Annotated in this window: 22 protein-coding genes and 3 pseudogenes; 15 read left to right on the top strand and 10 right to left on the bottom strand. The window is 68.2% G+C overall.

What is annotated here, in order from left to right; translation table 11 throughout:
• Positions 1 to 100: 100 nt before the first annotated feature.
• The gene (locus ALI144C_RS23390) at positions 101 to 445 is read right to left on the bottom strand and encodes an RNA polymerase-binding protein RbpA (RefSeq protein ID WP_076989285.1); all 345 of its coding nucleotides are present in this window, start codon (positions 443 to 445) and stop codon (positions 101 to 103) included.
• Positions 446 to 804: 359 nt separating this feature from the next.
• Positions 805 to 2,199: an MFS transporter gene (locus ALI144C_RS23395; RefSeq protein ID WP_076989585.1), complete on the bottom strand. Its 1,395-nt coding sequence runs from the start codon at positions 2,197 to 2,199 to the stop codon at positions 805 to 807.
• Positions 2,200 to 2,351: 152 nt separating this feature from the next.
• Between ALI144C_RS23395 and ALI144C_RS23400 the strand changes: the two are divergent.
• A pseudogene (locus tag ALI144C_RS23400) lies at positions 2,352 to 2,711 on the top strand (transglycosylase family protein); the annotation flags it as partial.
• A 96-nt stretch (positions 2,712 to 2,807) separates the two neighbouring features.
• Here ALI144C_RS23400 and ALI144C_RS23405 read toward each other — a convergent pair.
• Positions 2,808 to 3,590, bottom strand: a complete 783-nt coding sequence (locus tag ALI144C_RS23405; protein ID WP_076989287.1) for a glycerophosphodiester phosphodiesterase — start codon at positions 3,588 to 3,590, stop codon at positions 2,808 to 2,810.
• A 67-nt stretch (positions 3,591 to 3,657) separates the two neighbouring features.
• On the opposite strand from ALI144C_RS23405, the gene ALI144C_RS23410 reads away from it, so the two are divergent.
• The 6 genes from ALI144C_RS23410 (at position 3,658) to ALI144C_RS23435 (ending at position 10,911) form a co-directional block, all read left to right on the top strand.
• Positions 3,658 to 4,041: a hypothetical protein gene (locus ALI144C_RS23410; RefSeq protein ID WP_076989288.1), complete on the top strand. Its 384-nt coding sequence runs from the start codon at positions 3,658 to 3,660 to the stop codon at positions 4,039 to 4,041.
• A gap of 73 nt (positions 4,042 to 4,114) precedes the next feature.
• Complete coding sequence (locus ALI144C_RS23415; RefSeq protein WP_237774278.1) at positions 4,115 to 5,806, top strand: putative bifunctional diguanylate cyclase/phosphodiesterase; 1,692 nt, start codon at positions 4,115 to 4,117, stop codon at positions 5,804 to 5,806.
• A 638-nt stretch (positions 5,807 to 6,444) separates the two neighbouring features.
• The gene (locus ALI144C_RS23420) at positions 6,445 to 7,878 is read left to right on the top strand and encodes an ABC transporter substrate-binding protein (protein WP_083753314.1); all 1,434 of its coding nucleotides are present in this window, start codon (positions 6,445 to 6,447) and stop codon (positions 7,876 to 7,878) included.
• The gene (locus ALI144C_RS23425) at positions 7,875 to 8,834 is read left to right on the top strand and encodes a carbohydrate ABC transporter permease (protein ID WP_076989290.1); all 960 of its coding nucleotides are present in this window, start codon (positions 7,875 to 7,877) and stop codon (positions 8,832 to 8,834) included. The genes ALI144C_RS23420 and ALI144C_RS23425 overlap by 4 nt, the downstream gene beginning before the upstream one ends.
• A 123-nt stretch (positions 8,835 to 8,957) precedes the next feature.
• The gene (locus ALI144C_RS23430) at positions 8,958 to 9,785 is read left to right on the top strand and encodes a carbohydrate ABC transporter permease (RefSeq protein ID WP_083753315.1); all 828 of its coding nucleotides are present in this window, start codon (positions 8,958 to 8,960) and stop codon (positions 9,783 to 9,785) included.
• A 7-nt stretch (positions 9,786 to 9,792) separates the two neighbouring features.
• Complete coding sequence (locus tag ALI144C_RS23435) at positions 9,793 to 10,911, top strand: ABC transporter ATP-binding protein (RefSeq protein WP_076989291.1); 1,119 nt, start codon at positions 9,793 to 9,795, stop codon at positions 10,909 to 10,911.
• Between the two features lie 38 nt (positions 10,912 to 10,949).
• Here ALI144C_RS23435 and ALI144C_RS23440 read toward each other — a convergent pair whose 3' ends face one another.
• Positions 10,950 to 11,429 (bottom strand): hypothetical protein, encoded by a 480-nt coding sequence (locus ALI144C_RS23440; RefSeq protein WP_076989292.1) that lies wholly within the window; start codon positions 11,427 to 11,429, stop codon positions 10,950 to 10,952.
• A 1,016-nt stretch (positions 11,430 to 12,445) separates the two neighbouring features.
• Between ALI144C_RS23440 and ALI144C_RS59130 the strand changes: the two are divergent.
• From ALI144C_RS59130 to ALI144C_RS59135, 6 genes and pseudogenes are all read left to right on the top strand, one after another.
• A pseudogene (locus tag ALI144C_RS59130) lies at positions 12,446 to 12,592 on the top strand (DUF6192 family protein); the annotation flags it as partial.
• Between the two features lie 41 nt (positions 12,593 to 12,633).
• Positions 12,634 to 12,819 carry a hypothetical protein gene (locus tag ALI144C_RS54565; RefSeq protein ID WP_143230815.1) on the top strand — a complete coding sequence of 62 codons (186 nt, stop codon included), beginning with the start codon at positions 12,634 to 12,636 and terminating at the stop codon, positions 12,817 to 12,819.
• A gap of 1 nt (position 12,820) precedes the next feature.
• A complete protein-coding gene (locus ALI144C_RS23450) occupies positions 12,821 to 13,246 on the top strand; it encodes a hypothetical protein (protein WP_076989294.1) in 426 nt (141 codons plus the stop codon).
• Positions 13,247 to 13,248: 2 nt separating this feature from the next.
• Complete coding sequence (locus ALI144C_RS23455; protein ID WP_143230816.1) at positions 13,249 to 14,532, top strand: hypothetical protein; 1,284 nt, start codon at positions 13,249 to 13,251, stop codon at positions 14,530 to 14,532.
• 492 nt (positions 14,533 to 15,024) lie between these two features.
• The gene (locus ALI144C_RS23460) at positions 15,025 to 15,282 is read left to right on the top strand and encodes a hypothetical protein (RefSeq protein WP_168211329.1); all 258 of its coding nucleotides are present in this window, start codon (positions 15,025 to 15,027) and stop codon (positions 15,280 to 15,282) included.
• Positions 15,283 to 15,453: 171 nt separating this feature from the next.
• Positions 15,454 to 16,353 (top strand): annotated as a pseudogene (locus tag ALI144C_RS59135) (DUF6192 family protein); the annotation flags it as partial.
• Here ALI144C_RS59135 and ALI144C_RS23470 read toward each other — a convergent pair.
• The 4 genes from ALI144C_RS23470 to ALI144C_RS23485 form a co-directional block, all read right to left on the bottom strand.
• A complete protein-coding gene (locus tag ALI144C_RS23470; protein ID WP_076989296.1) occupies positions 16,343 to 16,741 on the bottom strand; it encodes a hypothetical protein in 399 nt (132 codons plus the stop codon). The pseudogene ALI144C_RS59135 and the gene ALI144C_RS23470 sit on opposite strands and share 11 nt — an antisense overlap.
• A 242-nt stretch (positions 16,742 to 16,983) precedes the next feature.
• A complete protein-coding gene (locus tag ALI144C_RS23475) occupies positions 16,984 to 17,574 on the bottom strand; it encodes a GNAT family N-acetyltransferase (RefSeq protein ID WP_076989297.1) in 591 nt (196 codons plus the stop codon).
• Positions 17,571 to 19,076 carry a sensor histidine kinase gene (locus tag ALI144C_RS23480; RefSeq protein WP_143230817.1) on the bottom strand — a complete coding sequence of 502 codons (1,506 nt, stop codon included), beginning with the start codon at positions 19,074 to 19,076 and terminating at the stop codon, positions 17,571 to 17,573. Before ALI144C_RS23480 ends, ALI144C_RS23475 begins: the two co-directional genes overlap by 4 nt.
• Positions 19,069 to 19,731 carry a response regulator transcription factor gene (locus ALI144C_RS23485; protein WP_202819039.1) on the bottom strand — a complete coding sequence of 221 codons (663 nt, stop codon included), beginning with the start codon at positions 19,729 to 19,731 and terminating at the stop codon, positions 19,069 to 19,071. The genes ALI144C_RS23480 and ALI144C_RS23485 overlap by 8 nt, the downstream gene beginning before the upstream one ends.
• Positions 19,732 to 19,857: 126 nt before the next feature.
• Here ALI144C_RS23485 and mptB point away from each other — a divergent pair, with 126 nt between their 5' ends.
• Positions 19,858 to 21,243: a polyprenol phosphomannose-dependent alpha 1,6 mannosyltransferase MptB gene (gene mptB, locus ALI144C_RS23490; RefSeq protein ID WP_076989591.1), complete on the top strand. Its 1,386-nt coding sequence runs from the start codon at positions 19,858 to 19,860 to the stop codon at positions 21,241 to 21,243.
• An 88-nt stretch (positions 21,244 to 21,331) separates the two neighbouring features.
• Here the strand turns inward: mptB and ALI144C_RS23495 are convergent, their stop codons facing one another.
• Positions 21,332 to 21,853 (bottom strand): GNAT family N-acetyltransferase, encoded by a 522-nt coding sequence (locus tag ALI144C_RS23495; protein ID WP_076989299.1) that lies wholly within the window; start codon positions 21,851 to 21,853, stop codon positions 21,332 to 21,334.
• Between the two features lie 566 nt (positions 21,854 to 22,419).
• Positions 22,420 to 23,043, bottom strand: coding sequence for a TetR/AcrR family transcriptional regulator (locus ALI144C_RS23500; protein WP_076989300.1), 624 nt, complete (start codon positions 23,041 to 23,043; stop codon positions 22,420 to 22,422).
• A 61-nt stretch (positions 23,044 to 23,104) separates the two neighbouring features.
• On the opposite strand from ALI144C_RS23500, the gene ALI144C_RS23505 reads away from it, so the two are divergent.
• Complete coding sequence (locus ALI144C_RS23505; protein ID WP_076989301.1) at positions 23,105 to 23,494, top strand: SgcJ/EcaC family oxidoreductase; 390 nt, start codon at positions 23,105 to 23,107, stop codon at positions 23,492 to 23,494.
• Positions 23,495 to 23,624: the final 130 nt, after the last annotated feature.

Here is a 23,624-nt window from a genome sequence, read left to right on the forward strand (position 1 = left end):
TGAAGCCGTGCAGGAACCTGCAACCGGACTTCACCCTCGGACGTGAAGAACCCCGCCCAGGCGGGAGGTCTGGGCGGGGTCGTTCGTGGTGGGAGATGAACTACGCGGTCCGGCTGCGCCTGCCGCGGAGTTCCTCAAGCCGCTCGGTGAGCAGGTCCTCCAGCTCCGGAATGGTCCGGCGCTCGAGCAACATGTCCCAGTGGGTCCTGGGTGGCTTGGCCTTCTTCGGCTCGGGCAGGGAGCCGTCGATCATCTTGGATTCCAGCCCGTGGAGCCGACACTCCCACACCGGCGGCACTTCGGCGTCGTCCGAGAAGGGGACCTCGAAATCGTGGTCCTTCGGGCACGCATACCTGACCGTACGACGCGGCGCGAGATCGTGGTTCCGGTCAGTCTCGTAACTGACCGCTCCCAGCCGGCTTCCACGGAGAACACGGTCGGCCATGGCGGTGTCCTTTCGTTCGGCCCGAGTCCCCTCGGACCAGGGTGGTGCTCACTGAGCGCAACGAACGGAACGGCCGGAAGATTCCCTTCGCCCGGCACTTCGTCGCGCACAGTGACATGTTTCACCCGTCAACAACAGCTTCCTCCTAAGGGAGGCAATCGGCGCGGGAAAGTGACGCGTTATCCCACAATCGACACCAACATCTCACCCGTTCGGAGGAGTTAGTTCACAGGTCAGTCCAGGATGTGCAGGTACCCGGTCCGAGGGAACTCTAAACGTCGATCGGACGAGTGAGAAAATCATGACTTCGCGTAGTCGTTCGTACTCGAATACGGACGACACTCAGCGTTTATCCATTGTCACGCCTTGCTTTCAAGGGTCCGTGGCACGGTGTTACCGACCGCCTCGATGGCCCGCTTCACCGGCACGAAGATCATCAGCACGAAGCCGACCGCGAAGAAGATCACCAACGAGATGATGGCGTACCGGTAGGAGCCGGTGCTCTGGGCCATGAACGCGAACAGCAGCGGCCCGAGCCACGACGTGGCCCGCTCGCCGACCTCGTAGACCGAGAAGTACTGCGCCTCCTTGCCCGGCGGGATCATGTGGCTGAACAACGCACGCGCCAGCGCGTTCGTCCCGCCGAGCACCAGCCCGATGCCCGCCGCGACGGCGTAGAACTGCAGCTGCTGGCCCGCCTGCACGAAGTAGGCCCCGCCGATCACCACCACCCACACGGCCAGGCTGGCCAGGATGGTCCGTTTCGCGCCGATCCGGCGGGCGACCATGCCGTGCAGCACGCCGCCGACGTACGCGACGAACTGCACGATCAGGATGGTCGTGATCAGCACGTCCTGCTCGAACTTGAGTTCCTCGCTGCCGTACTGGGCCGAGACGTTCGCGACCGTGGCGATGCCGTCGGTGAAGATCAGGTAGGTGCCGAGGAACGCCAGGGTGAGCGGGAACGCCTTGGCGCTGCGCAGCGTGTCGAACAGCTCCTTGAAGCCCGCGGACACCACCGACGTGCCTTCCGGGAGGCTGTGGGTCGGCTCGTGGTTGCGCAGCCGCCGCAACGGGATGAGCGTGAACAGCGCCCACCAGATGCCCGAGGTGAGGAACGCGATGCGGGCTGCGGTCGACGCGTCCACGCCGAAGCTGTCGCCGAACAGCACCAGCACCAGTTGCAGCGCCAGCGCGGCACCGGCGCCGAGGTAGCCGAACGCCCAGCCCTTCGTGGACAGGTCGTCGCGTTCGTCCGCGGCGGCGATGTCCGGGATGAACGAGTAGTAGATGGCCACCGACGTGCCGTAGCAGATGTTGCCCAGGATGAACAGCAGCGCGCCCAGTTGCCAGTTGCCGCCCGCGACCAGCGCGATCAGCGCGGTGGCGACCGACCCGGCGAACGCGAAGATCGCCAGCATCCGCTTCTTGTTGTGCGAGCGGTCGGCGATCGCGCCCATCAGCGGCACGATCAGCACCTGGATCACGGTGGCGAACGACAGCAGGTAGCCCCACAGCGACCCGGCGGGGAACTGCAGACCGAGCAGGGAGATGTCGCAGTCGCGCAGTTTGTCGTCAGCCGGGCACGGGTTGGGGCCGTTGAGCGCGGTGTCGGCCTTCGCGGACGTGGCGGCGACGGCCGTGAGGTACAGCGAGCCGAAAACGGTGGTGACCGAGGTGGGGAAGACCGAGTTGGCCCAGTCGTACCACACCCAGCCCCGCTGTTCCCGCTTGCGGGTCTGGGCGTCTTGCATCGTGCTCACGCAGGTCCTCCCCGTCGGTTGGTACGCGGACTGTACTGGTCGGTTTCCCGGACGGGTGACCGGCGGCAGGATGCGGTATCGGATGTTCACGTGCGAGTGACTTGCCGGGCGAACGATAACGATGTGATCTAGCTTCGGGGACCATGACAAAACGGCTCGTTGTTGTCTGTCTGGTGATCGCAACCGTGATGGCACCGCAAGCGTGGGCCGACCCGCCCGTCGACGACTGGGGCCGGCTGCGCAAGTGTGAATCGAATGGGCGCTACGACGCGAAAGGCAAGCACTACGGCGCGTACCAGTTCACCCTGGGCACGTGGCGCAGCGTGGGTGGCTCGGGCTACCCGCACCAGGCCACTCCGGATGAACAGGACTACCGGGCGTTGTACCTCTACCGGATGCGCGGCTGGCAGCCGTGGAGCTGTGCGCGGAAGCTCAAGCTGCGCGAGGACCGGGACGCGCGCAGCAAGCGCGTCCCGACCTACGCGGAAGCCGCCTACATCGGCTGACAGCCGCGCGCCGCCTCCCACCACGCCCCTTGGCAACCAATGTGGCCTTCGTAGCCAAAAACGCAACGAAGGCCACATTGGTTGCACGGAAAACTACGCGGCGGCGGGCCACAACCCACGAGCCCGCAGCACGTCCCTGAGGATCTCGGGGCGGTCGGTGACCAGGCCGTCGACTCCGAGATCCAGCAACCGGTTCATCTGCGGGGCGTCGTCGATCGTCCACACGTGGACTTCCATGCCGCGCCGGTGAGCCGCGGTGACCAGGCGCCGGTCGACCACCGTCAACCGGCCCTGGTTGACCGGGACCTGCGCCATCCGACCGCGAATCGCGCGCCACGCCCTCGGCGCCCACACCCGGCCCGCCGCCCACAGCGCGGCGACCGACTTCGGTCCCATCGACGTCATCAGCCGCGGTCCCATGCGGGTGCGCAGCCGCTGCAGCCGCGAATCGGAGAAGGACGCGAGGCAGACCCGGTTGAGCGAGCCGGTCCGCCGCAGCGTCCGCACCACGGGCTCGACCGCGGAGTCGGCCTTCACGTCGATGTTGAGCAGCGCGCCCGGCAGTTCCTCGAGGAGGTCCTCCAGGCGGCAGACCTCCTCGCGGCCGCCGATCTTGGCGGTGCGGACACTGCGCCACGGCTGCCGTGCGACGAATCCCCGCCCGTCGGTGGTGCGGTCGAGTTTGTCGTCGTGATGCACCACCACGACCCCGTCGGACGTGGCGTGCACGTCGGTCTCCAGGTAGTGGTAGCCCTCTTGCACCGCGCGCTTGAACGCGCTGAGGGAGTTCTCCATGTCTTCGAGGTCGCCGAGGTGCCACCCCCGGTGGGCGAACGCCCGCGGGTATGGTCCGGCCAGATAGTCGTGGTCGCGCACATAATGAGTGTGCACCGGCGGCGTGGCGGATGGGTGGCAACACGATGTCCAGATACGGTCAATTGCCATGACAGTGGTTACCGGGACGGAATCGCCCGGCGAGTCTCCTGTGCAGCGTGATCCGCTGCGCGGAGACCCGAGGCACTGCGGCTGGTGTGGCCGCAGACTGCCGGAGGAGGACAGAGTCGGCAGGCCGCGGCGCTACTGCGCCCAGCCTTGTCGGCAACGCGCCTACGAGCGCCGCTCGGCACTGCAACGCAGTGGCCTTCCTGACGACGCCGTCGTGTTGTCGACCGCGGAACTGGCGGATCTGCAGGACAGGTTGTTTCAATTGCGGTGTGCGGCTGAAGATGTGGTGACCGCGGCGCAGGACGGGGCGGACGCGGCGGAACTGGGGCGGCTGGCGGCGCAGATCCTGCGTTCGGCCGATGCGCTGGAGCGTCTGCGCTGACCGGAGCGGTCGGCTACGCTTCGTGCGCGCGTGACAAGACAACCTGCTTTGTTGAGATCCTGCGAGGGTGTTAGTGACCGACGACAGCGCCTCATTGGGCGAGGTGCTGGCGGCCAGCGATATCGCGTTTGCCGTCACCGACCAGCGGTGCCGGGTGAAGTGGGCCAACCCCCGGATGGCCGGACTGCTCGGCCTGAGCACCGAGCAGAGCGTGGGCCGGTCCCTGCCCGCCCTGCTGGCCGGCGCGCCTGACGCGCCGACCGACGACGCGGTCGTCGTCTCGTGGCGCTCGCCCGACGACGACCACCGGTGGCTGGAGGTCTCGTGTGTCGCGGTGGCCGAGGCAGACCTGCTGTTCCGCGCGGTGGACGTGACCCGCTGGCGTGACCAGGAGCTGCGGGCCGCCAAGCTGGGGCACCGGCACGAGGACCTGCTCCGGATGGTGGAGGAGGACCCGCTGACCGGCCTGCCGAACAGGCGGGCGTTGACCAGGGAGCTCGAGCGCCAGCTGGCGCTGGGCGTGCGCGGCGCGTTGCTGCTGCTCGACCTGGACAACTTCAAGGACATCAACGACCTGCGCGGGCACCCGGCGGGCGACCGGGTGATGTGCACGCTGGCGAACCTGCTGCGCGACCGGCTGACCGACGGCCAGGTCGTCGGCCGGCTCGGCGGTGACGAGTTCGCGGTGGTGCTGCCGGGCGCGGACGAGCGTGAAGCGGTGACCGTGGCCGACCGGCTGCGCACAGCGGTGGCGGCGGTCCCCTTGAGCGGTGGCTCGGGCGCGACCCGGACGACGATCAGCGCGGGCGTGGCGCGGTTCGACACCGGGGAGAGCTGGCAGGCGATCCTGGCGAACGCGGACCTGGCGCTCTACGCCTCGAAGGCCGCCGGGCGCAACCGGGTGACGGTGTACGAGCAGGGGCACTACACGGACACCGCGCTGCGGGTGTCGGTGCTGGACCGGCTGCGCGGGGCGTTGCAGGACGGCGGGTTCGCGTTGCACGCCATGCCCATGGTGAAGCTGGCCAGCGGTCGTGTCGTGGGGCACGAGCTGTTGCTGCGCCTGGAGGACAACAAGCACCCGCGGCTGGGGCCGGGGGAGTTCCTGCCCGCGGCCGAGCGCAGCGACCTGGTGCTGGACATCGACCGGTGGGTGGCGGGCACGGCCATCGACGCGCTCGTGGAGCACCCGTACCCGGGGCTGCGGTTCAACGTGAACGTCTCCGGCAGGACGCTGGAGGACGAGGACTTCGGGGACTTCGTGCTCGACCGGATCGCGGCCGCCGGGGTGGCGCCGGGACGGCTCGGGTTCGAGATCACCGAGACGGCGGCGGTGACCAACCTGGACGCGGCCCGCAGCCTCGCCCAGCAACTGCGCGCCAGCGGCTGCCGGATCACCCTGGACGACTTCGGTTCGGGCTTCGGCTCGTTCGTGCACCTCAAACAGCTGCCGATCACGGGGCTGAAGATCGACGGCGAGTTCGTGCACGGCATCGACTACGGCAGCCGCGACACGGTGTTGGTGAGCGGGATCGTGGACATCGCGCGAGGCCTGGGGTTGTCGGTGGTGGCCGAGTGGGTGGAGCGGCCGACGCAGGTGCAGGCGTTGTCACGGCTGGGTGTGCGGGTGGCGCAGGGATTCCACCTGGGCAGGCCGGAACCGTTGAACGCGCTGCTGTCACGTCCGAACGTCGGCTGGCCACAGCGGCCGCAGTCGATGGAGGAAGCCGCCGAGCAGAACCGCGCCCGCGCGGAGAACGCCTAACGGCCCGTGCGCGAATGCGGGATGAGCCGCAGGCGTAGCGTCGGGATGGGCGACTGTCGCTCGATGACCGCGAGCGCCAGCGCGTTCTCGGACGGGAAGTGGCAGTACAGCCCGCCTTAGCTGACCTCGGCGCGGGCGCACACGTCGTGGGGGCTCGCGCCGGTGAACCCGTCCCGGTCGACGGCCAAGTCTGCCGTTCGCCCGTGTGGCGGAGGAACAGGGCGAACGCCCCCGCTGAAACGTGACAAGGCCTCATTTTCATATCGGTCTCTGGGGATCTCCCTAGTAGGTGAGACATTTGCGGACTGCGCGGCTCGGTGCGTGAATCTTCACGATTAGGCCGCTTTTGCCGTGTCCGGTGGCCGCGACCGGGGCGAGCGGCCAGGATCGTGCCGTGAAGATGGCGTGCACACCGGACATGACGGGACGATTCGGCTCGTCGGCGCCCGGGTGGCCGGGACTGGACACGGAGGGGCCCGGCCGGGCATGCTCTGCCCCCGGGTTAGGTTGGTACAGACCAATGCAACAAGAGTGCATCTTTGTGTTGACTTCTGATTGAAACTGCCGGAATAGTTGCACAACCGCGCAAGGCGCCTTGGGTTCGTCTTGTCCAACAAAGCTTCATAGGTGGTGACTGGATGCGATCGATCTATGGCGGTAGGCGAGGCACGTCCGCTCTCGTGCTGACCGCTGCCGTCTCGCTCGTGCTCGCGGGCTGTGGCTCGTCGAACGACGGTGGTGGCGGTTCGCGCAACGCTCCCGCTGGTGACGACGGCAAGCTCGTCGGCGAGCAGGAGTACCTGAGCGCGCCGTGCCCCGAGCCGGCCGTGAAGCCCACCCAGAAGGAGTTCACCTACTGGTCCATGTGGACCAAGGACGAGCCACAGGGCCGGGTGCTGCAGAAGGCCTTCAAGTGCTTCGAGGAGAAGGCGGGCGTCAAGGTCAACGTCCAGTGGCTCGGCCGCAAGTTCCTCACCCAGAACGTCGCGCCCGCGCTGAACACCGACACCGTGCCCGACCTGATCGACCAGGACACCAGCCAGGTCAAGGCGGCCGTGGTCGACGCGGGCGGCACGCAGGGCCTCGACGACGTCTACACCATGAAGATCGGTGAGGGCGACAAGACCGTCAAGGACGTCATCCCGTCCGTGCTCTACGACATCCCGCAGAACAAGGACAAGGACGGCAAGTTCTTCGGCGTGCCGTACGAGCTGCTGTCCAACGGCTGGTGGTACGACAAGAAGAAGCAGAAGGACTTCAAGGAGCCGAAGACCACCGACGAGCTGTTCGCGGCGCTGGACAAGGCCAAGGCCGCCGGTGGCGCGATCGCCCAGGACGGCGACATCGACTTCTACAACGCCTACTTCCTGACCCAGATCGCCGAGAAGTACGTCGGCAAGGGCGGCATCCAGGGCGCGGTCGAGGACAAGACCGGCGCCAAGTGGGCCAGCGAGCCCGGCTTCCTCAAGGCCGCGCAGTACGTCGAGAAGCTGGCCAAGGGCAAGTACTTCATCGACGGCTGGGACGCGGGCAAGTTCCCGCAGATCCAGCAGCGCTGGGCGGACGGCGAGGCCGCGTTCCTTTTCGTCGGCTCCTGGGCACCGAGCGAGACCCGCGAGTACCTCGGCAAGCAGGGCGGTGGCGCGAGCATCGACTACGGCTCGTTCCAGTTCCCGCTGCCCGAGGGCGCCACGCACGACACCATCGAGTTCCTGCCGGTGGTCTGGTCGGTGACCAAGAAGGCCAAGAACCCCGAGGCCGCCAAGGCGTTCATCGCGTACTTCACCAACAAGGACCTCGCACGCGGCATCCCCGCCGTCGGTGACAACCTGCACCCGCGGGCCGAACTGCCGGTGCCGGACGACCTGAAGCAGCTCAACGCGGCGTTCACCGACACCAAGAAGGAGAAGGTGGTCTTCATGGACTCCATCGACTCCCTCGTCGGCGGCACGTACGTCAAGAACGTCTTCTACCCGCTGAACAACGACCTGCTCAAGGGCAAGATCACCGCACAGCAGTTCATCGATCAGATCGGCCCGAAGACCGCCGACTTCTGGAAAAACCAGGGATGACGACCAGTTTGACCACTCCGCCTGCCTCCGGTCGCAAGCCGGGGGCAGGCGGCAGTACACAAGCCGCCCACATCACCAGGCGCAAGAAGCTGTTCTGGCCGTTCCTGATCCCCACGCTGGTGCTGTACGGGCTGTTCCTGATCGTCCCGACGGTCGCCACCGTGGTGCTCAGCTTCTCCAACTGGAAGGGCGCGGGCGACACGCCCCAGTTCAACGGCTTCAAGCAGTACGCGCAGATCTTCGCCGACGACGGCTTCCAAAGCGCGTTCGTCAACACGCTGATCTACATCACGCTCGGCGGCGTCGGCACGTTCGTGCTGGCGTTCCTGTTCACGATGGTGCTGCGCGACATGCGCGGCAACAAGATGGTCCGCGCCATCCTGTTCTTCCCGAACATCGTCGCACCGGTCGCGCTGGGCATGTTCTTCGGCGTGATCTACCGCTACCAGCCCAACCGGCAGGGCCTGGCGAACTTCCTGCTGGAGAGCGTCGGCCTGTCGGCGACGAAGTTCCTCGAGGCCGACTCGGTCACGTGGGTGGTGCTCGGCTCGATCATCTGGGCGTCCGCGGGCTTCTACATCACCATCCTGATGGCCGCCGTCGACCGCATCCCGCCGTACCTCTACGAGGACGCGTCGATCGCGGGCGCGTCGCCGTGGCAGAAGTTCCGCAACATCACGCTGCCGCTGACGTGGGACGTCGTCGGCATCGCCGGTGTGCTGTGGACGATCAACGCGGTGAAGATCTTCGAGCTGGTGTTCGTGATGGCCGGGTCCGGCACGTACGCGCCGCCGATCCACACGTGGACGCTCGGCATCTTCGTGTTCGACCGGTCCTTCGGCGACACGCCCGCCTTCGGCACGGCGTGCGCGTGCGCGGTCGTGATGATCGCACTGGTGTCGGTGTTCGTGGTGGCGCTGCGCAGGTTGATGCGCCGCGACGCCATCCAGTTCTGAGAGGCAGCAGTGTCGACCACCGCATTGTCATCGTCGTCAACCGGGTCAACGCCCGCTTCGCGGCCCACGCGCAAGCCGCCGCGGCGGCCCAAGCCGGCGCCGGGAACCAAGCGGATCAGCCCCATGCGGGTCATCGGGCTCATCGTCGTGTGGGCGTTCACCCTGTTCAACCTGCTGGTGCTGTACTGGCTGATCACCGCGGCGTTCAAGACGCCGCTGGAGATCTTCCGCGAGCCGCTGTCGTTGCCCAGCACGCTGTTCGAGCGCGGCACGCCGTTCCGCAACTTCATCTACGCGTGGGACACCGCCGAGTTCGGCACAGCCTTCCTCAACACCGTGCTGCTGGTGGCGATCTGCTCGGTCGTGATCGTGCTGATCTCCGCGCCCGCGGCGTACGCGTTGTCGCGGCTGGGTGTGCGTGGCTCGGGGCCACTGACCGGGTTTATCGCGATCGGGATGGGTGTGCCGTTCCAGACGGTGGTCATCCCCGCGTTCATCGCGATGTCCAAGGTGCACCTGACCAACAACCTGTTCGGACTGGCGCTGCTGTACGTGGCGTTGTCGTTGCCGTTCACGGTGTTCCTGCTGACCGGGTTCTTCCGGTCGCTGCCCGACGAGCTGGAGGAGGCCGCGTCGATCGACGGCGCGTCGGCCACCCGCACGTTCTGGTCGATCATGCTGCCGCTGGCCCGCGGTGGGCTGATCACCGCGTTGATCCTCAACGCGATCGGCCTGTGGAACGAGACCCTGCTGGCGATCGTGTTCCTGCAGGAGAACGCGAACTTCACGCTGGCGCGCGCGTTGTTCACCTTCTACAACGCCGCGTCCTACCAGTCGGAGTACGGCGGACTGCTGGCCGGTGTGGCCATCATCGTGCTGCCGATGCTCGTGATGTACATCCTGCTCGCTCGTCGGATCATCACCGGCCTCACGCTCGGCGCCGGAAAGTAGGGAGAACATGGCTACGGTCTCGTTCCGGGGCGCGACCCGGTACTACGCCGGCAACGACAAGCCGTCGGTCGACGGGCTGGACCTCGAGGTCGCCGACGGCGAGTTCCTCGTCCTGGTCGGCCCGTCCGGCTGTGGCAAGTCCACCACCCTGCGGATGCTCGCCGGTCTGGAAGGCGTGGACGACGGGGAGATCTGGATCGGCGACAAGAACGTCACCGACATGGAGCCGCGCTCGCGGGACATCGCGATGGTGTTCCAGAACTACGCGCTCTACCCGCACATGACGGTGCACGAGAACATCGCCTTCCACCTCAAGATCGCCAAGATGCCCAAGGACCAGCGCGACGAGCGGGTCCGTGAAGCGGCCAAACTGCTCGACCTGGAGCAGTACCTTGAGCGCAAACCGGCCAAGCTGTCCGGTGGCCAGCGGCAGCGAGTGGCGATGGGCCGCGCGATCGTGCGCCAGCCGCAGGTGTTCTGCATGGACGAGCCACTGTCCAACCTGGACGCGAAGCTGCGCGTGCAGACCCGTACCCAGATCGCCTCGTTGCAGCGCAGGCTGGGCACGACGACGATCTACGTCACGCACGACCAGGTCGAGGCGATGACGATGGGCGACCGGGTCGCGGTGATGCGCGACGGCCTGCTGCAGCAGTGCGACACCCCGGTCGGGCTGTTCTCCAAGCCCCGCAACGTGTTCGTCGCCGGGTTCATCGGCTCGCCCGCGATGAACCTGATCCCGGCACGGGTGTCGGACGCCGGCGTGGTGCTCGGCGGCGCGACGATCCCGTTGACCCGCGAGCAGCGGGCGGCGGTGACGGGGACCGACGTGGTCGTCGGGATCCGCCCGGAGGGCTGGGACATCGTCGAAGCGGGCGAAGGCCTGTCGATCACCATCGAAGCGGTCGAGGAACTCGGCTCGGACCAGTACCTCTACGGCTCCTCGGACGCGGAAGTGGTCGCGGCGGGGGAGAGCACGGAGCACAAGGAAGCCCCGCACCCGGTCGTGGTCCGCACCCCGGGCATGTCGGAGTGGAGCAGGGGACAGGTGCTCGGAGTCCGGCCACGGACCGGTGCGGTGCACCTGTTCGACAAGGACACCGGGGAACGCCTTCCCGACGCGTGACACGACGTGGGAAGCCCGGGATCATCCCGGGCTTCCCACTACAGGCACGTCCAGCAGTAGACGCGTTCACCGCTGTCCCGGGCCTGCCGGGCGAGCTGGATCAGGTCGTCGGCGAACGGCCGGATGTCCTCCGCGGTGGTGCCGTGGAGTTCCTCGGCCCGCACCCACTCGGTGACCACCGCGGGAACGTCCGCGTCGGGCACCGCGGCCAGGGTGTCCCGGACCGCGTCGTCGAGCTCCATCACCCACGGTCCGGTGGCCCACGGGTCGTCTTCGTCCTCCGGACCCTGGGGACCGGGCGGCGTGGTCGGCCACACCACCGCGCTGCCGACCAGGTTCACCTCCCACGGCACCTGCCGGATGGCCGCGATCAGCATCCCCAGTACCACATCCGGGTCGACGCCCTTGGTCTCCACGCCGGGGAAGGGGCCCACGGGGGACATGGCATCGGCGCGGTCCAGTTCCCGCACGACAGACGCCCCGTCGGGAGCGCGGAAGTAGTCGGTCAGCACGCCCATCTGTGTCCCTCTCCATGCGCCGGATCAACCGAGGCGCAGTAGATCAGATGGCTCCGGTGGACGACTGGCTGCGCGAGCTGAGTGCCTGTCTTGATAGTCGAAAGTCGTTGTCTGTCAATGGTTCTGCTGCTGGGCAGGCTGGTTTGTGCAGTTCAGCGGGTTGAGTGAGTGCGGTGGTAGGTTCGGCGTGGTTCGCATGGGGTGCGAAGCGGCTGGTCGGGTCGTCCTGGCGGCCGTCGTGGTGGTCCGTGGAGCGGCTTTAGCCTGGCGTGGTGGCCGGGCGGCGGCGGGCTGCTGGAGGTCGGGGCCGGCGGGCGACGTCGGCCGGGACCACGCTGCGGGTGGTCGGTGCCGAGGGTTTTGACCAGCGGTTATGCCCGGCGTGCGGGCGTGCGCTGGCGGTGTCGGCGCGTGCGCATGCGGTCTACTGTTCCTCGGCGTGGCGGGCGGCACTGGCGGTTGCGGGCCGCGGTGGGGCAGCGGGTGGCCCGGATCAAGGACCCTTCCGGGCAGGCCCGGCGCAGTTGTCCGGAGTGCGGCCGGTCGTGGTCGGCCGGTGTCGAGCACCGCGCGGATGCCGTCTACTGCTCGGCGAAGTGCCGAACGAGAGCCTGGAGGGCACGAAAGCGTTCGGACAGCCGTCACGGTGACGAGTTCCCGAACGCTTTCGCCCGCAACTGATTTGCGAGCTTGACCTGCGGAACATGTCCCCCGGATGGCGGCTGACGCGACCGAACGGTTCGCGAGCACACTGGCCGCCGCGCAGCGCGACTACCCGAGGAGAGCAGCAGGAACTGAGCGCATCGGAGGAGCCGAGATGCCCGCCACGATCGGACAGGTCACCCAGCACCGCTACGACGAATTGGTCAGCGAGGGCCGCCGGTTGGTGACCGCGGTCGGCAGGGCGCAGTTCCGCATCGGGGACCTGGCGCTGGAGCTGGAGCCGATGCGCTCGGTCGGGGGGCCGGCATCCCGGGCCGGACGAGCAGCTGTTCAACGTCACCGAGTCGCTGACGATGTTCGCCGAGGACATCGGCCTGGCGCCGGCCACGGTGGAAAAGCACCGGTGGGTGGCCTCCCGGTGGCCGGCCGAGCACCGCCGCGACGGGGTGTCCTACGAGATCCACCGGATCCTGGCGGTCATCCCGGTGGACCGGGACCGGTGGGCGATGATCAAACGGCGGCCGCCGCTGCACGAGCGTTCATGGTCCAGCGCGACGGCGAGGTGGTGGCCCAGCGTGGTGACTGGGTCGAAGGTCCCGAGATCCCCGACACCGAGCAGGCAGCGCCGGTAAAGCGAGCCCTCGCCATCCGTGATCTCGCGCTCGGCGGCACGCGCGGCGCAGAGCTGCTGCGGAAGATCGAGCGCATGAAGCACGAGGAGGTCTGAGATGGCCGGAACCAACGGCATCGACGCAGCCACCGCTGCACTGATCGTGGCGGCCATGAACGGTGGTACGGCGGTCACGTTCCCGACTCCGCACAAGGTGCGCTTCAACACCACGCAGCGGACGGCGAACGACGGTGCTGACACGCAGTGGGCCACCGGTGGTGGCTACACCGGCGGCACGACCACGGCGGCGGGCGCGACCGGGCCGACCTGGGCGGCGGCCACCTCCGGCTCGACCGGCGGCTCCCAGGCCAGCTCCAGCGCCGTCACGGTCACCAACGCTCCCGCCGGTACCTGGGACGGCTGCACGGTGTTCGACAACGTGCCCAAGGCCACGTGGTACGCCAAGCTCGCAACGGCCAAGACGGTCAACGCCGGGGACACCGTCACGGTGCCCTCGGGTCAGCTCACGACAGCACTGGGGTGATCATGACGAAGTTCCGATGGCTGATCCTGCTGGCCCCTGTCCTGCTGCTGGGGCTCATGTCCCCCGCCAGTGCGGCTCCGGCCAGCAAGACGGCAGACACCGCGTTCGCCTACACAGGCACGTGGTCTGCGAAGGACACGACAGGGCGGCAGTCGTGGTCGGCGGGCTCCACCGCCACCATGGCCGTCAACGTCGATGCAGGTGGTGGCACCCTCTCGGTGTACGGCAGCGTCGGCCCCGGTCTGGGTCGCGCGTCCGTGTCGGTCGACGGTGGCACTGCGGTGAACGTGGACACCTACCGTTCGACCTGGGGCGACACCAACTGGTTCACCTCGGCGACGCTCCCGCAGGGGTGTCACACGGTGAAGGTGACGGTGCTGGGCCAGAAGAACACGGCGAGCACCGGGAACACGATCGTGATCCGCGAGGGCCGGACCAGCAACGGCACGATCCTGACTGCCGGGTCGGCCTGCACCGCTCCCGGCGCGTGGCTCTCGGGATCGACGGACGAGGCCGGTGACCCGTTCAGCTCGTGGCGCGGTGACGAGCAGGACTCGGCCACCACCTGGAGCGACAGTCAGTCGGCCTGTGAGAACCAGTGGCAGCTCGGCATGGGCTTCGCCAACTGGAACAAGCCGCTGGTCGTCGTCATCGGCGGCAAGTGGGAGCAGTCGTGGTCCACGGCGGCCACTGGTGGCATGGACTCCGTCTGGCGCACCTGCCTGGAGAAGATGAAGGCCAACCTCGGGTCCCGGCCTCAGTCGATGCTCACGATCTCGCTGTTCCACGAGAGCAATGGCGACTGGTACCCGTGGGAGGTGTCGCAGGCGGACCTGCCCAACTTCAAGGCAGCGTGGGCACGGTTCCGCGCCCTCCAGGAGTCGATCCTGCCGGATGCGCGCCTGATGCTGGCCCTGAACGCCGACCACGTCCCGCCGGGTGGTGGGTACACCCCGGAGCAGATGTTCCCTCCGGCCAGCCAGCTCGACGTGCTGGGTCTGGACATGTACTCGATGCACCACCCGCACGGCGCCGGTGAGGGGATCTCCGACTGGGTGGCTCGGGCCGCTGCGCTCGGCAAGCCCCTGATCATCCAGGAGTGGGGCGTCAAGGAGGACGACACCGCGTTCGTCCAGTACGTGCGCGACGAGCTGGTGAAGCACGGCGGCACGGGTCCCGGCAAGATCGAGATGGAGAACTACTTCAACCTCTGGCCGGAGACCTACCAGTTGGAGCCCACCACCACGAGCCCCAACGCCGCTGCTCTGTACCGGCAGCTCTGGTGACCTGACGAGCCGACCCCAGCACCGGGGCGTTCTCGGCAGCCCCCAGCCCCTCCGTGGCCCAGGTCGTCGGCTACAGCAAGGCGGCAGGCGAGGTCTGGGACGTTGCGGCGACCGGTGCTGGCGACACCACGGGTTCGGCCACGTCCTACGATGCGGTCACCGGCGCGAGCAACCCCGGCGCGGGAGCCGGGGACACCACTCTCTCGACCTCAGTGCGCGTCTCTAATCCGGAACATCCTTGTGCGCCAACGGCTCTGCTGACGGAATGCTGTGTTTGCGTAGGTAGATGACCGGCGGATGCTCTGAGGTGTTGGCATGTCCTCCATAAAGGTGCCGGTTGGGTCGCCCTGGTGGCCGTCGTGGGGGTGGGTGGTGTGCTCGTAGCGTCGGTCGGATGCCTGGGCGTGAGGGTCGTGGCCGGCGGTCGACGTCGACCGGCCGCGTGTTGGCCGTGGTGTCCGGTGCCGGGCTCGGGGCGCGGCGTTGTCCGTCGTGCGGTGGGCGTTTGCCGGGGTCGGCGCGGCGGGACGCGGTGTACTGCTCGACGGCGTGTCGGGCGCGGCACTGGCGGTGGGAACGCGCGAGCAGGGTGCGGGTGGCGGCGATCCGGGACGCCTCGGAACACGGTCGGGCGCGGTGCGCGGAGTGCGGGACGGAGTGGGTGCGCGGGGTGGAGCACCGGACGGACGCGCGGTTCTGCTCGCCGCAGTGCCGGACGCGGGCCTGGCGGCGGCGTCGGGAGGGCGGTGATCCGTTCGCGTTGCCGTCACCGTGACGGTTGTCCGAACGGCTCGGTGAGCGCCTGAGAGTCGGTCTTGAGCTGCGGAAACGCTTCGCCCGGATGGAGGCTGACAGCGGTGCGCGGTCGGGCGAACACTGTCCGCCGCATGGGTTCGGCCGGGCGGAGGAAGGGACGAGGCGATGACCGCGACCATGATCGGACACGTCACCCGGGACCGTTACGAGGAGCTGGTCGCCCGTGCCCGGGAGATGGTGGCCCAGGCGACGCGGGCGCAGTTCGCGATCGGGGGACGCGGCGTTGGAGATCGAGCCGTTGCAGCAGCGCGGCGGGGCGCGGCTCGCGATGGAGGAGACGCTGCTGAGCGTGTCGCAGGCGAGGTCGCCACGCGGGTGACCACGGACTTCCTGCGCCACCCGGCGGTGGCGTTCAAGACGATGACCGACGCGACGGCCAAGCACGCGGTCAACTCCGCCCAGGTCGAGCAGTCCCGGCAGGTCGCCGACGTCGTCCGGCAACGCACCCCGCAGCTGGACCGCCTGGCGCGGACCGGTGAGTTCGTGGCGTTGGTGGGCGCCTGCACCGCGGTCGTCGCCGGCATCGGCCGCGCGGTCCCCGCCTTACGCGGGCACACGTTCACCGGTGACGAGCGCGCGACCGTGCACCGGGCCGTGTCCCGGGTGCGGGCGGCGGCGGACTGGGTCGAGAGCCTGGGCGGACTGCCGCTGACGGTCATGGTCGTCCCCGCCGACGTTCAGGACCGCGACCTCGCCCGCGACCTGCTCTGGCGACTCCGGTTGACCCACCCGGAGATCACGCTCGTCTACGCCGACTCCGCCTACAGCGGCGAACTGGTCGCCTGGGCCAAGAGGTTCCTCAACCTCACCATCACCGTCGTGGCCCGACCTCCCGGGGCCACCGGGTTCGTCGTCCTCCCGCGTCGTTGGGTCGTGGAGAGGTCGCTGTCCTGGCTGCTCCGCGCACGCCGCAACGTCCGCGACTACGAACGCCTCCCGCAACACAGCGAAGCCGCCCTCACCTGGACCGCGATCACCCTCATGACCCGCCGCCTCACCCGGACCGCCCACCGCCACAGGAACCGTGTCGCCACGGCCGCGTGACCGTCCACCGGTCCGCCCGCGCCAGGGTGACTATCGATCGGCAGCGGGAGGCCCGCCACACGTCGTGACGTGCCCGCACCCGACCCGCCAACGCCACAGCCGGCCCCTCCGCCGAGTCCAGCACCGCGTCCAACTCGCCCGGCGCGTCCAACGCGGTCGACACCTCGCCGAACAACACGCTGATCGTCGCCTCGTCACCACCGCTGACCCCGGCGCAGGCGGCCACCAGCACCGGAAAGCCCGCCCCGCCGTCCTTCAGGGCCTCGACCAGCTCGAAGACGAAGTGCTGCTCGACCAACAACCAGACGACGTCCGGGTCGAGGGCCTGAACCACGCTACTGAACGCCACCGGTTCTCCTCACGCCTCGGTCCCGGCAGTGCAGCAGCGATGCTACTCAGCTTGAAGTCCACTAAGGACAGGGGATCTCGGGCACCCTCTGACCGGCAGGCCCGCCACCGGCCCGCGGTTGGTCAGCACACTGGATGCCCTCTACCGCGATGACGACGCGGTGCCCACCAACGCCGCCGCGGTCGTGACCAAGCTGATCGACAACAGCGCCACCAGCTTTCTGGCTCCGCGCATGGCACCACTCAGGCGTCGAGTTCCCTCATCGAGTCTCCTTCGTGCACAGTGGACGGTCGCCAGTCGGTGCGGAGCAGTTCGTACTCGACCTCGCCGTGCTCGGTTCCGGGGAGCGGGTCGTCGAAGTGCACGTGGAAGGTGCGCACGTACTTCAGGCCCGCCTTCTCCATGACACGGCGGGAAGCGGTGTTGACCGCCATGGTCTGCGCCCAGACCCGGTGCACGTCCAGCTCGGTGAAACCCTTCCGGATCAGCGCACGCACGCCTTCGGTGGCGTACCCACGGCCCCACACCGACTTGGTGAGCCGGTAGCCGAGCTCGACCGACGCGGTGCTGCCGTCGTCCGGTGGTTGCAGGGACAACCAGCCCACGAAGTCCCCTGTGGACCGTTCGATCGCTGCCCAGCGCCCGGCCTGGCCGAGGGTGTAGTCGTGCAGGATCTTGGGCAGGACCTCGGTTTCGATCTCCGCGCGTGGGGTCGGCTCGCCGGTGAGGTACCGCATCACGTCGGGATCGCTGTCCAGCCACACCAGGTTGTCCACATCCGCCTCGGTGAACCGCCGCAGCACCAGCCGGTCTGTCTCCAGGAACACGTTCACTCCTTGTTGGCGCGGGGCAATGTGACGACGAACCGCGCACCGCCGGGTCCGTCGGCGACCGTGAGTGTGCCGCCGTGGCGGTGGACGATGACGCTGGCGATGGCCAGGCCCAGTCCGGTTCCGCCGGTGTCGCGCGTGCGTGCGTCGTCGAGCCGGGTGAAGCGGTCGAAGACGCGGTCGCGGTCTGCTGGTGAGATTCCGGGGCCGTCGTCGCGGACCTCGAGGATGACCCTGTCCGGGGCGTCGCTGGTGACTGTGACCCACACGCTGGATTCCGCGTGCCGGACCGCGTTGTCGAGCAGGTTGCGCAGCACGCGCTCCAAGTGCTCGGCATGGCCTGGCACGAGGACTTCCGCAGGTGTGTCGGCGTGGATGGTCAGGCCGTCGACGACGTAACGGCGTTCGGCGACCTGTTCTTCCGCGAGCGCGGCGATGTCCACGAGGCGGTCGGGTAGGGGCCGCTGCTGCGCGTCGTGCTGTGCCAGCAGCAAGAGGTCGGTGATCAGTGCCTGCATCCGGTCGATGTCCTGACCGGCGCGTTCGGTGACCGCGAGCCAGTCGGTGTGCTCGGGATGGGCACGGGCGACGTCGAGCCAGGTGCGCAGGTTGGCCAGTGGGCTGCGCAGTTCGTGGCTGGCGTCGGCGACGAACTGTTGTTGCTGGTGCATGGCGCGTTGCAATCGGTCCAAGGTGGCGTTGGTCGTCGCGGCCAGGTCGGCGATCTCGTCGCGCGCGACGGGGACCGGCACCCGGCGCTGCAGCGCGTGTTCGCTGATGGTGGCCATCTCGGCACGAATCGCCGCAACCGGACGCAGCGCACGACCCGCGACGAGCCAGGCGACCAAGGCGACGAACAACACCGACAGGGGAAGGCCGACGGCCAACGCCCCGTCCACACCTCCGACCGCTCGTTCCGTGCTGTAGGGGTCGACGAACAGCCACACCGTGGCACGCACATAGGTGGGATGGTCGGGCACGACGAGCGGGTCGGGGAGCCCGCTGAAGAAGAAGTGCCCGGCCCGTCCCAGTGGTCTCACCACCTCGACGGGCAGGTCCACCACCTCGGCCTGGACCTGGAAGGTGCGGTTCGCGAGGTTGTTGTCGGGTCCGGGAACAGCACCTGGCCCGAAGGTCTGCGTGGCGAACCGGGTCGACGGTCCGAGGCCGTCCGGCGGTGCCGGGGGCAGCGGCGCGCGGGTGGGGTAGTAGGTCGCCAGGTTCGCACTGCGGATCACGACCTCGCCCGAGTCCAGCACGATTTCGAACGTGTGGCCGTCGACGCTGGTGGATCCGCGATAAGGGCCTTCGAAATGGCCACCGTTGAACCGGGTCTGGCTGAAGCCCGAGAGCGCCACCGTGGTGAGGAACCGCGCCTGCTCGGTCATCCGCACCTGGACGAAGTGCCGCGCGGCGAAGCCACCCGCGGTGAACACCAGCGCACACGCCACGGCCGCGGTGATCGCCGATCGGGCCCTGGTCGCCAGGGGCCGCCACCTACGCATCGGCGAAGAGCCGGTAGCCCACACCGCGCACAGTGACGATCGAGTCGCTGTCGAGCTTGCGGCGCAGCGCGCTCACGTAGACCTCGATCACGTTGGAGTCACCCTGGTACGCGCCGTCCCACACCTGGTCGAGGATCTCTGATTTGGACACGACGTAACCCGGTTGCCGGGCAAGGCATTCCAGGACGCTGAACTCCTTGCTCGTCAGGTGGATCTCGCGGCCCGCGCGGTGACAGCGGCGGCGTGCGGGATCGAGCACGAGGTCACCGACCTGGATGGTGGTCGACCGCGCGGCCGGTGACCGCCGGAGCAACGCGCGCAGCCGCGCGGTCAGCACGACCCACGCGAACGGCTTGGTGAGGTAGTCGTCGGCGCCGGTGTCGAGTGCCTCGGCTTCGTCGTATTCGCCGTTCTTCGCCGTCAGCATCAGGATCGGCGTGGTCACTCCGGCCCGGCGCAGCTCCGCGCACACCCGGTAGCCGTTCATGCCGGGCAGCATGATGTCCAAGATGATCGCCTGGTACGGCTGGAGCTGGGCCTGTTCCAGCCCGACGGCGCCGTTGCCGACCACGTCCACGGCGTAGCCGTCGGCCTGCAGCCCCCAACGCAGGGCATCCGCCAACTGCTGCTCGTCCTCGATCACCAGCACCCGCACACCACCCATGATCGCAGATGGCGTTCCCCGAACCTGAAGTTTCCTTCATGGTGTTTCAGCTTCCGCTCACCGGCCGTGATCAGGCTCGACCGGGTCAGTTCGTCCCCAAGCCCGTTCGAGGTGAGCATGCCGAGTCGTGTCACGTTGTGGTGGGGCCTGCTCGGTTCCGTGGCGATCACCGCCGGTTCGTACGGCGCCGGTGCCAGGGTGCGGCTGGATCCGGTCCTGTCCGGCGCCACGCTGTCCACCGTGTCGGTCTACCTCGGGGTCGGCCTGCTGGTCACGGCATGGGTGCGGTTGGGCTGGGCGATTCGCCGGGGAACCGCCGGTACGCGGGAGGTTCGCCGCGCCACGCTGTGGTGGGCGGTGCCGTTGCTGGTGGCGCTCCCGTTGTTCAGCACGGACCTGTACAGCTATCTGGCACAGGGTGTGGTCGCGCAGTCCGGCGCCAATCCGTACGTCACGGTGCCGTCGTCGGTGTCGCACCCGATCATCGACAGCCAACCGGGTAGCCGGTGGCTCGATGCCATCTCGCCGTACGGGCCGGTGTTCATCCTGGTCGTGAAGACCGCGGTGGCGGTGACAGGCGGGCACCTGCTGCCCGGGGTCTTGCTGACTCGGCTCATGCTTGCTGTGGGACTGGTGCTGTTGTGCGTCGCGTTGCCGCGTCTGTGCCGCTATCTGGGTGGTCAACCGGCCCACGCGTTGTGGATCGGTGCGGCGAACCCGTTCGTGCTGCTGCACCTGCTGGCGGGCGGACACAACGACCTGCTCATGGTCGGGCTGCTGGCGATGGGCGCGGTGTTCGTTGTGGACGGTGCACCGGTGCGCGGCGTCGCGCTGGTGGCCACGGCCGCCGCCGTCAAGGTGACCGCGGTCGTGGCCCTGCCGTTCCTGGTGTGGATCTGGATCGCGCGTCGCCGGACCAAGCCGGTGCGGGTGTTGGTCGCCGCGGTCTTCACCGTTGTCGGCACGTTCGCACTGTGGACAGTCGTGACGGGCGTCGACCTCGGGTGGTTGTCCGCGCTCGGCGGGAACTCGTGGGTCGATTCGTGGCTGTCCGTGCCGACGGCCATCGGCAAGTTGTTGTCGTTCGTCACCGGTGCCCAGGTTCTCGCGGTGACCAGGTTGGGTGGTTGGGTGCTGCTCGCGGTCCTCGTCACCGTGCTGTGGTGGCGATCCCGCGACGGTGGCGCCACGGCAGTGCGGTGCGCCACGCTTGCCCTGTTGGCCACAGTGCTGTGCTGTTCGGTCACGTTCCCGTGGTACTTCAGTTGGCCGTTGGCGTTGGGTGCGGCCGTGCGGTGGTCGCCGTCCTGGAACGCTGCCGTGGCTGGCATGTCGGTGTGGCTGGTGCTCACCTGCCACCCGGACGGCAGCACACTGCTTCCGTGGTGGGGCTTCGCGGCGGTCTACGCCGTAGCCGCGGTCACATTGTGGACAGTGCGACTCGGAGGCTTTCCGGGCATACGTCGTAGTGTGAAAAGGCAGGTGGTTCTCGGACGCGCCTAAGCCGCGCTCTCCTGACCACGTTCAGTACTACGAACGTTGTTTGATGTTCAGTGACGTAAATGGCCGAAGCCGCGAAGACAGCCCAGCATCATGGCCGATCTCTCCGACGTCCGATCACGTCCTGCAACGCCGCCTGATACCAGGTGCCGGGTTTGCCGCCGAGGTGGGCCGGATCGGCCGGGCCGGTCGCGACGAACCCGGCCTTGGTCAGCACCCGCTGGGACGCGACGTTCTCATGCGAGGCAGCCGCCCGCAGCGTGTGTAGTCCGTGCCGCGTCGCCGCCAGCTCGCACAGCTCCAGGACGGTAGCGGTTGCCACGCCGCGACCGGCGGCGTGCTGCGCGACGCGGTAGCCGAGTTCCGCAGTGCCGTTCTCGAGGTCATAGAGATTGAACCGGCCCAGGACTGCGCCGTCTTCGGTGGCGAGTACGTGGAAGGCGCAGACACCGGCGTCCTGCTCGGCGAGCAGGGCGCTGTACCGGTGGGCGAACTGGTCGAAGTACTCGTCGCCCCGGTCGTTGACGGCAGCGGCGAAGTAGGCGCGGTTGGCCACCTCGAAGGCCAGCACCGCCGGGGCGTCTTCCGGGGTCAGCCGCTTCAGCTCAGGCACTGGCCGACCGTACCCGGACGACGCGTCTTGACCATCTGGATATCAGGCCGACCGCGGGGTCTGGCTGGACTTGATGCCCATGGCTCGCCAGCGTGGCGTGTAGGGCCAGCCCTGCCTCGGTGTTGGCGGACTCACGAGCGATTTCCAGCGACTCGGTGCATAGGAAAGCTGCGCACTCATATCAGTACTACGACCTTAGTTATCATCAACTGTGACGAAATAACACCACATCGCCATGACAAAGGCGATCGACCCGGCCGACGGTACATCGGCGATGAATTGTGCTGGTGGTGCGGGTGCCCGCTGAACCAAGCAGGCACCGGGTGGCGGTCTGGCGGGAGTTGCGTCGGGTCGGGCGTTGTCCTTGGGGGAAGGGGCGTGGGTGGCGCCGGACGCGCGAGTGCTCGAGCTGGCTCAGCGTGGCGAACGCGAAGTGCTGGTGCTGGGCACCACTGGCCGCGTCGAGTCGGACGCGGCGCGCCCGCCGCCACCGAGGCCGATGAACGGCTGGAGCACTGCGTCGGCCGTCTCGCCGACTACACCGAGCGTGTTTCCAGGCGCTGCATTCAGATGTGACCGTTGTCGTGGGGCAGGAGTGCGGTGACGAGGGTCTGGGTGAGCCATTGCTCGTAGTCGTCGTAGGTCCAGCCAGCGTCGACGACAAGGCTGTCGTGGACGTCGACGCTGGTGAGGGCGACCGCGATGTCCGCGGCGCGGGGGACGACGGGGCGGTCGGTGGCGCGGATGCGTTCGAGGAACATCTCCACGCCGAGGCGGTGGCGGCGTAGTCCTTCGGCTTGGGTGGCGGCGATGTCGGGGCTGACCGCGGCGCCGGAGCGCAGGATGGTCACGATGTCGCCGCAGCGTTCGCGGACCTGGCGGGTGATGCGGGCGAGGACGCCGAGCAGTTGTTCGGGGTCGGTCACGTGCTCGGTCTCGGTGAGCAGGTCGGGGATGCCTGCTTCGTCGTCGAGGAGGTCGACCAGGCCGGTCAGGACGCCCGCTTTGGATCCGAAGTGGGCGTAGAGGGTTTGCGGGGCGACGCCCGCCCGTTCGGCGATGAGCCGGATCGGGGTGCGGGCGTAGCCGTGTTCGGCGAACAGGGTGCGGGCCGCCGTGAGGATCGTGCGCAGGGTCAGCGCTTCGCGCCGGTCTCTGAGTCGCACGATGCCGGGCAGGTCCGTTGTCACGTATCCTCCATTTGGAACGTCGTTCTAGTGAGTAGATTAGCATTCCAATTGGGGAGGGATCGTGACTCTGGACGGGATTTTCGAGGAGTTGACGCGGGCGTGGAACGCGGGTGACGGGGACGCGTTGGCGGCGAGGTTCGCCGAGGACACGGACTTCGTCGACGTGCTCGGGCGGTTGCACAGGGGGCGCGCGGCGGTGGCGGCGTCGACGCGGCAGATCCTGGACACCATCTACCGGGGTAGTCGCGTCGAGTTCCGTGTGTTGTCCAGCCGTGTGGTGGGGCCGGATCTGGTGCTGGTGCACAGCACCTCGTCGCTTCAGGTGCCGGCGGGTCCGCGTGCGGGGGAGACCAAGTCGACGCAGACGACGCTGGTCAGCGGTGGGTTGATCGTGGCGTTCCACAACACGATCCAGATGCCCGTGCCCGAGTTCGCCGGGCGGGATCTCTAGCGGGCACCACAGGGCCGGGGCGCTATGGGTGCGGCTTTGCGTGATTGGCATCAGCGATTCCGCCAGCGCCCCGGCCTTTCCATGATGCCGCATCGGCTCGACATCCCGATACGCACTGGAAGGGTGATGG

The organism is Actinosynnema sp. ALI-1.44 (genome assembly GCF_001984155.1).
GTDB lineage: Bacteria > Actinomycetota > Actinomycetes > Mycobacteriales > Pseudonocardiaceae > Kibdelosporangium.

What these genes read in the sequence shown, in the direction of transcription:
- ALI144C_RS23420 (WP_083753314.1), top strand. Translation starts at nt 6,445, where the DNA reads ATGCGATCGATCTATGGCGGTAGGCGAGGCACGTCCGCTCTCGTGCTG.
- ALI144C_RS54565 (WP_143230815.1), top strand. Translation starts at nt 12,634, where the DNA reads ATGGTCCAGCGCGACGGCGAGGTGGTGGCCCAGCGTGGTGACTGGGTC.
- mptB (WP_076989591.1), top strand. Translation starts at nt 19,858, where the DNA reads ATGCCGAGTCGTGTCACGTTGTGGTGGGGCCTGCTCGGTTCCGTGGCG.
- ALI144C_RS23425 (WP_076989290.1), top strand. Translation starts at nt 7,875, where the DNA reads ATGACGACCAGTTTGACCACTCCGCCTGCCTCCGGTCGCAAGCCGGGG.
- ALI144C_RS23450 (WP_076989294.1), top strand. Translation starts at nt 12,821, where the DNA reads ATGGCCGGAACCAACGGCATCGACGCAGCCACCGCTGCACTGATCGTG.
- ALI144C_RS23480 (WP_143230817.1), bottom strand. Translation starts at nt 19,076, where the DNA reads ATGCGTAGGTGGCGGCCCCTGGCGACCAGGGCCCGATCGGCGATCACC.
- ALI144C_RS23430 (WP_083753315.1), top strand. Translation starts at nt 8,958, where the DNA reads ATGCGGGTCATCGGGCTCATCGTCGTGTGGGCGTTCACCCTGTTCAAC.
- ALI144C_RS23440 (WP_076989292.1), bottom strand. Translation starts at nt 11,429, where the DNA reads ATGGGCGTGCTGACCGACTACTTCCGCGCTCCCGACGGGGCGTCTGTC.
- ALI144C_RS23435 (WP_076989291.1), top strand. Translation starts at nt 9,793, where the DNA reads ATGGCTACGGTCTCGTTCCGGGGCGCGACCCGGTACTACGCCGGCAAC.
- ALI144C_RS23390 (WP_076989285.1), bottom strand. Translation starts at nt 445, where the DNA reads ATGGCCGACCGTGTTCTCCGTGGAAGCCGGCTGGGAGCGGTCAGTTAC.
- ALI144C_RS23410 (WP_076989288.1), top strand. Translation starts at nt 3,658, where the DNA reads ATGACAGTGGTTACCGGGACGGAATCGCCCGGCGAGTCTCCTGTGCAG.
- ALI144C_RS23455 (WP_143230816.1), top strand. Translation starts at nt 13,249, where the DNA reads ATGACGAAGTTCCGATGGCTGATCCTGCTGGCCCCTGTCCTGCTGCTG.
- ALI144C_RS23395 (WP_076989585.1), bottom strand. Translation starts at nt 2,199, where the DNA reads ATGCAAGACGCCCAGACCCGCAAGCGGGAACAGCGGGGCTGGGTGTGG.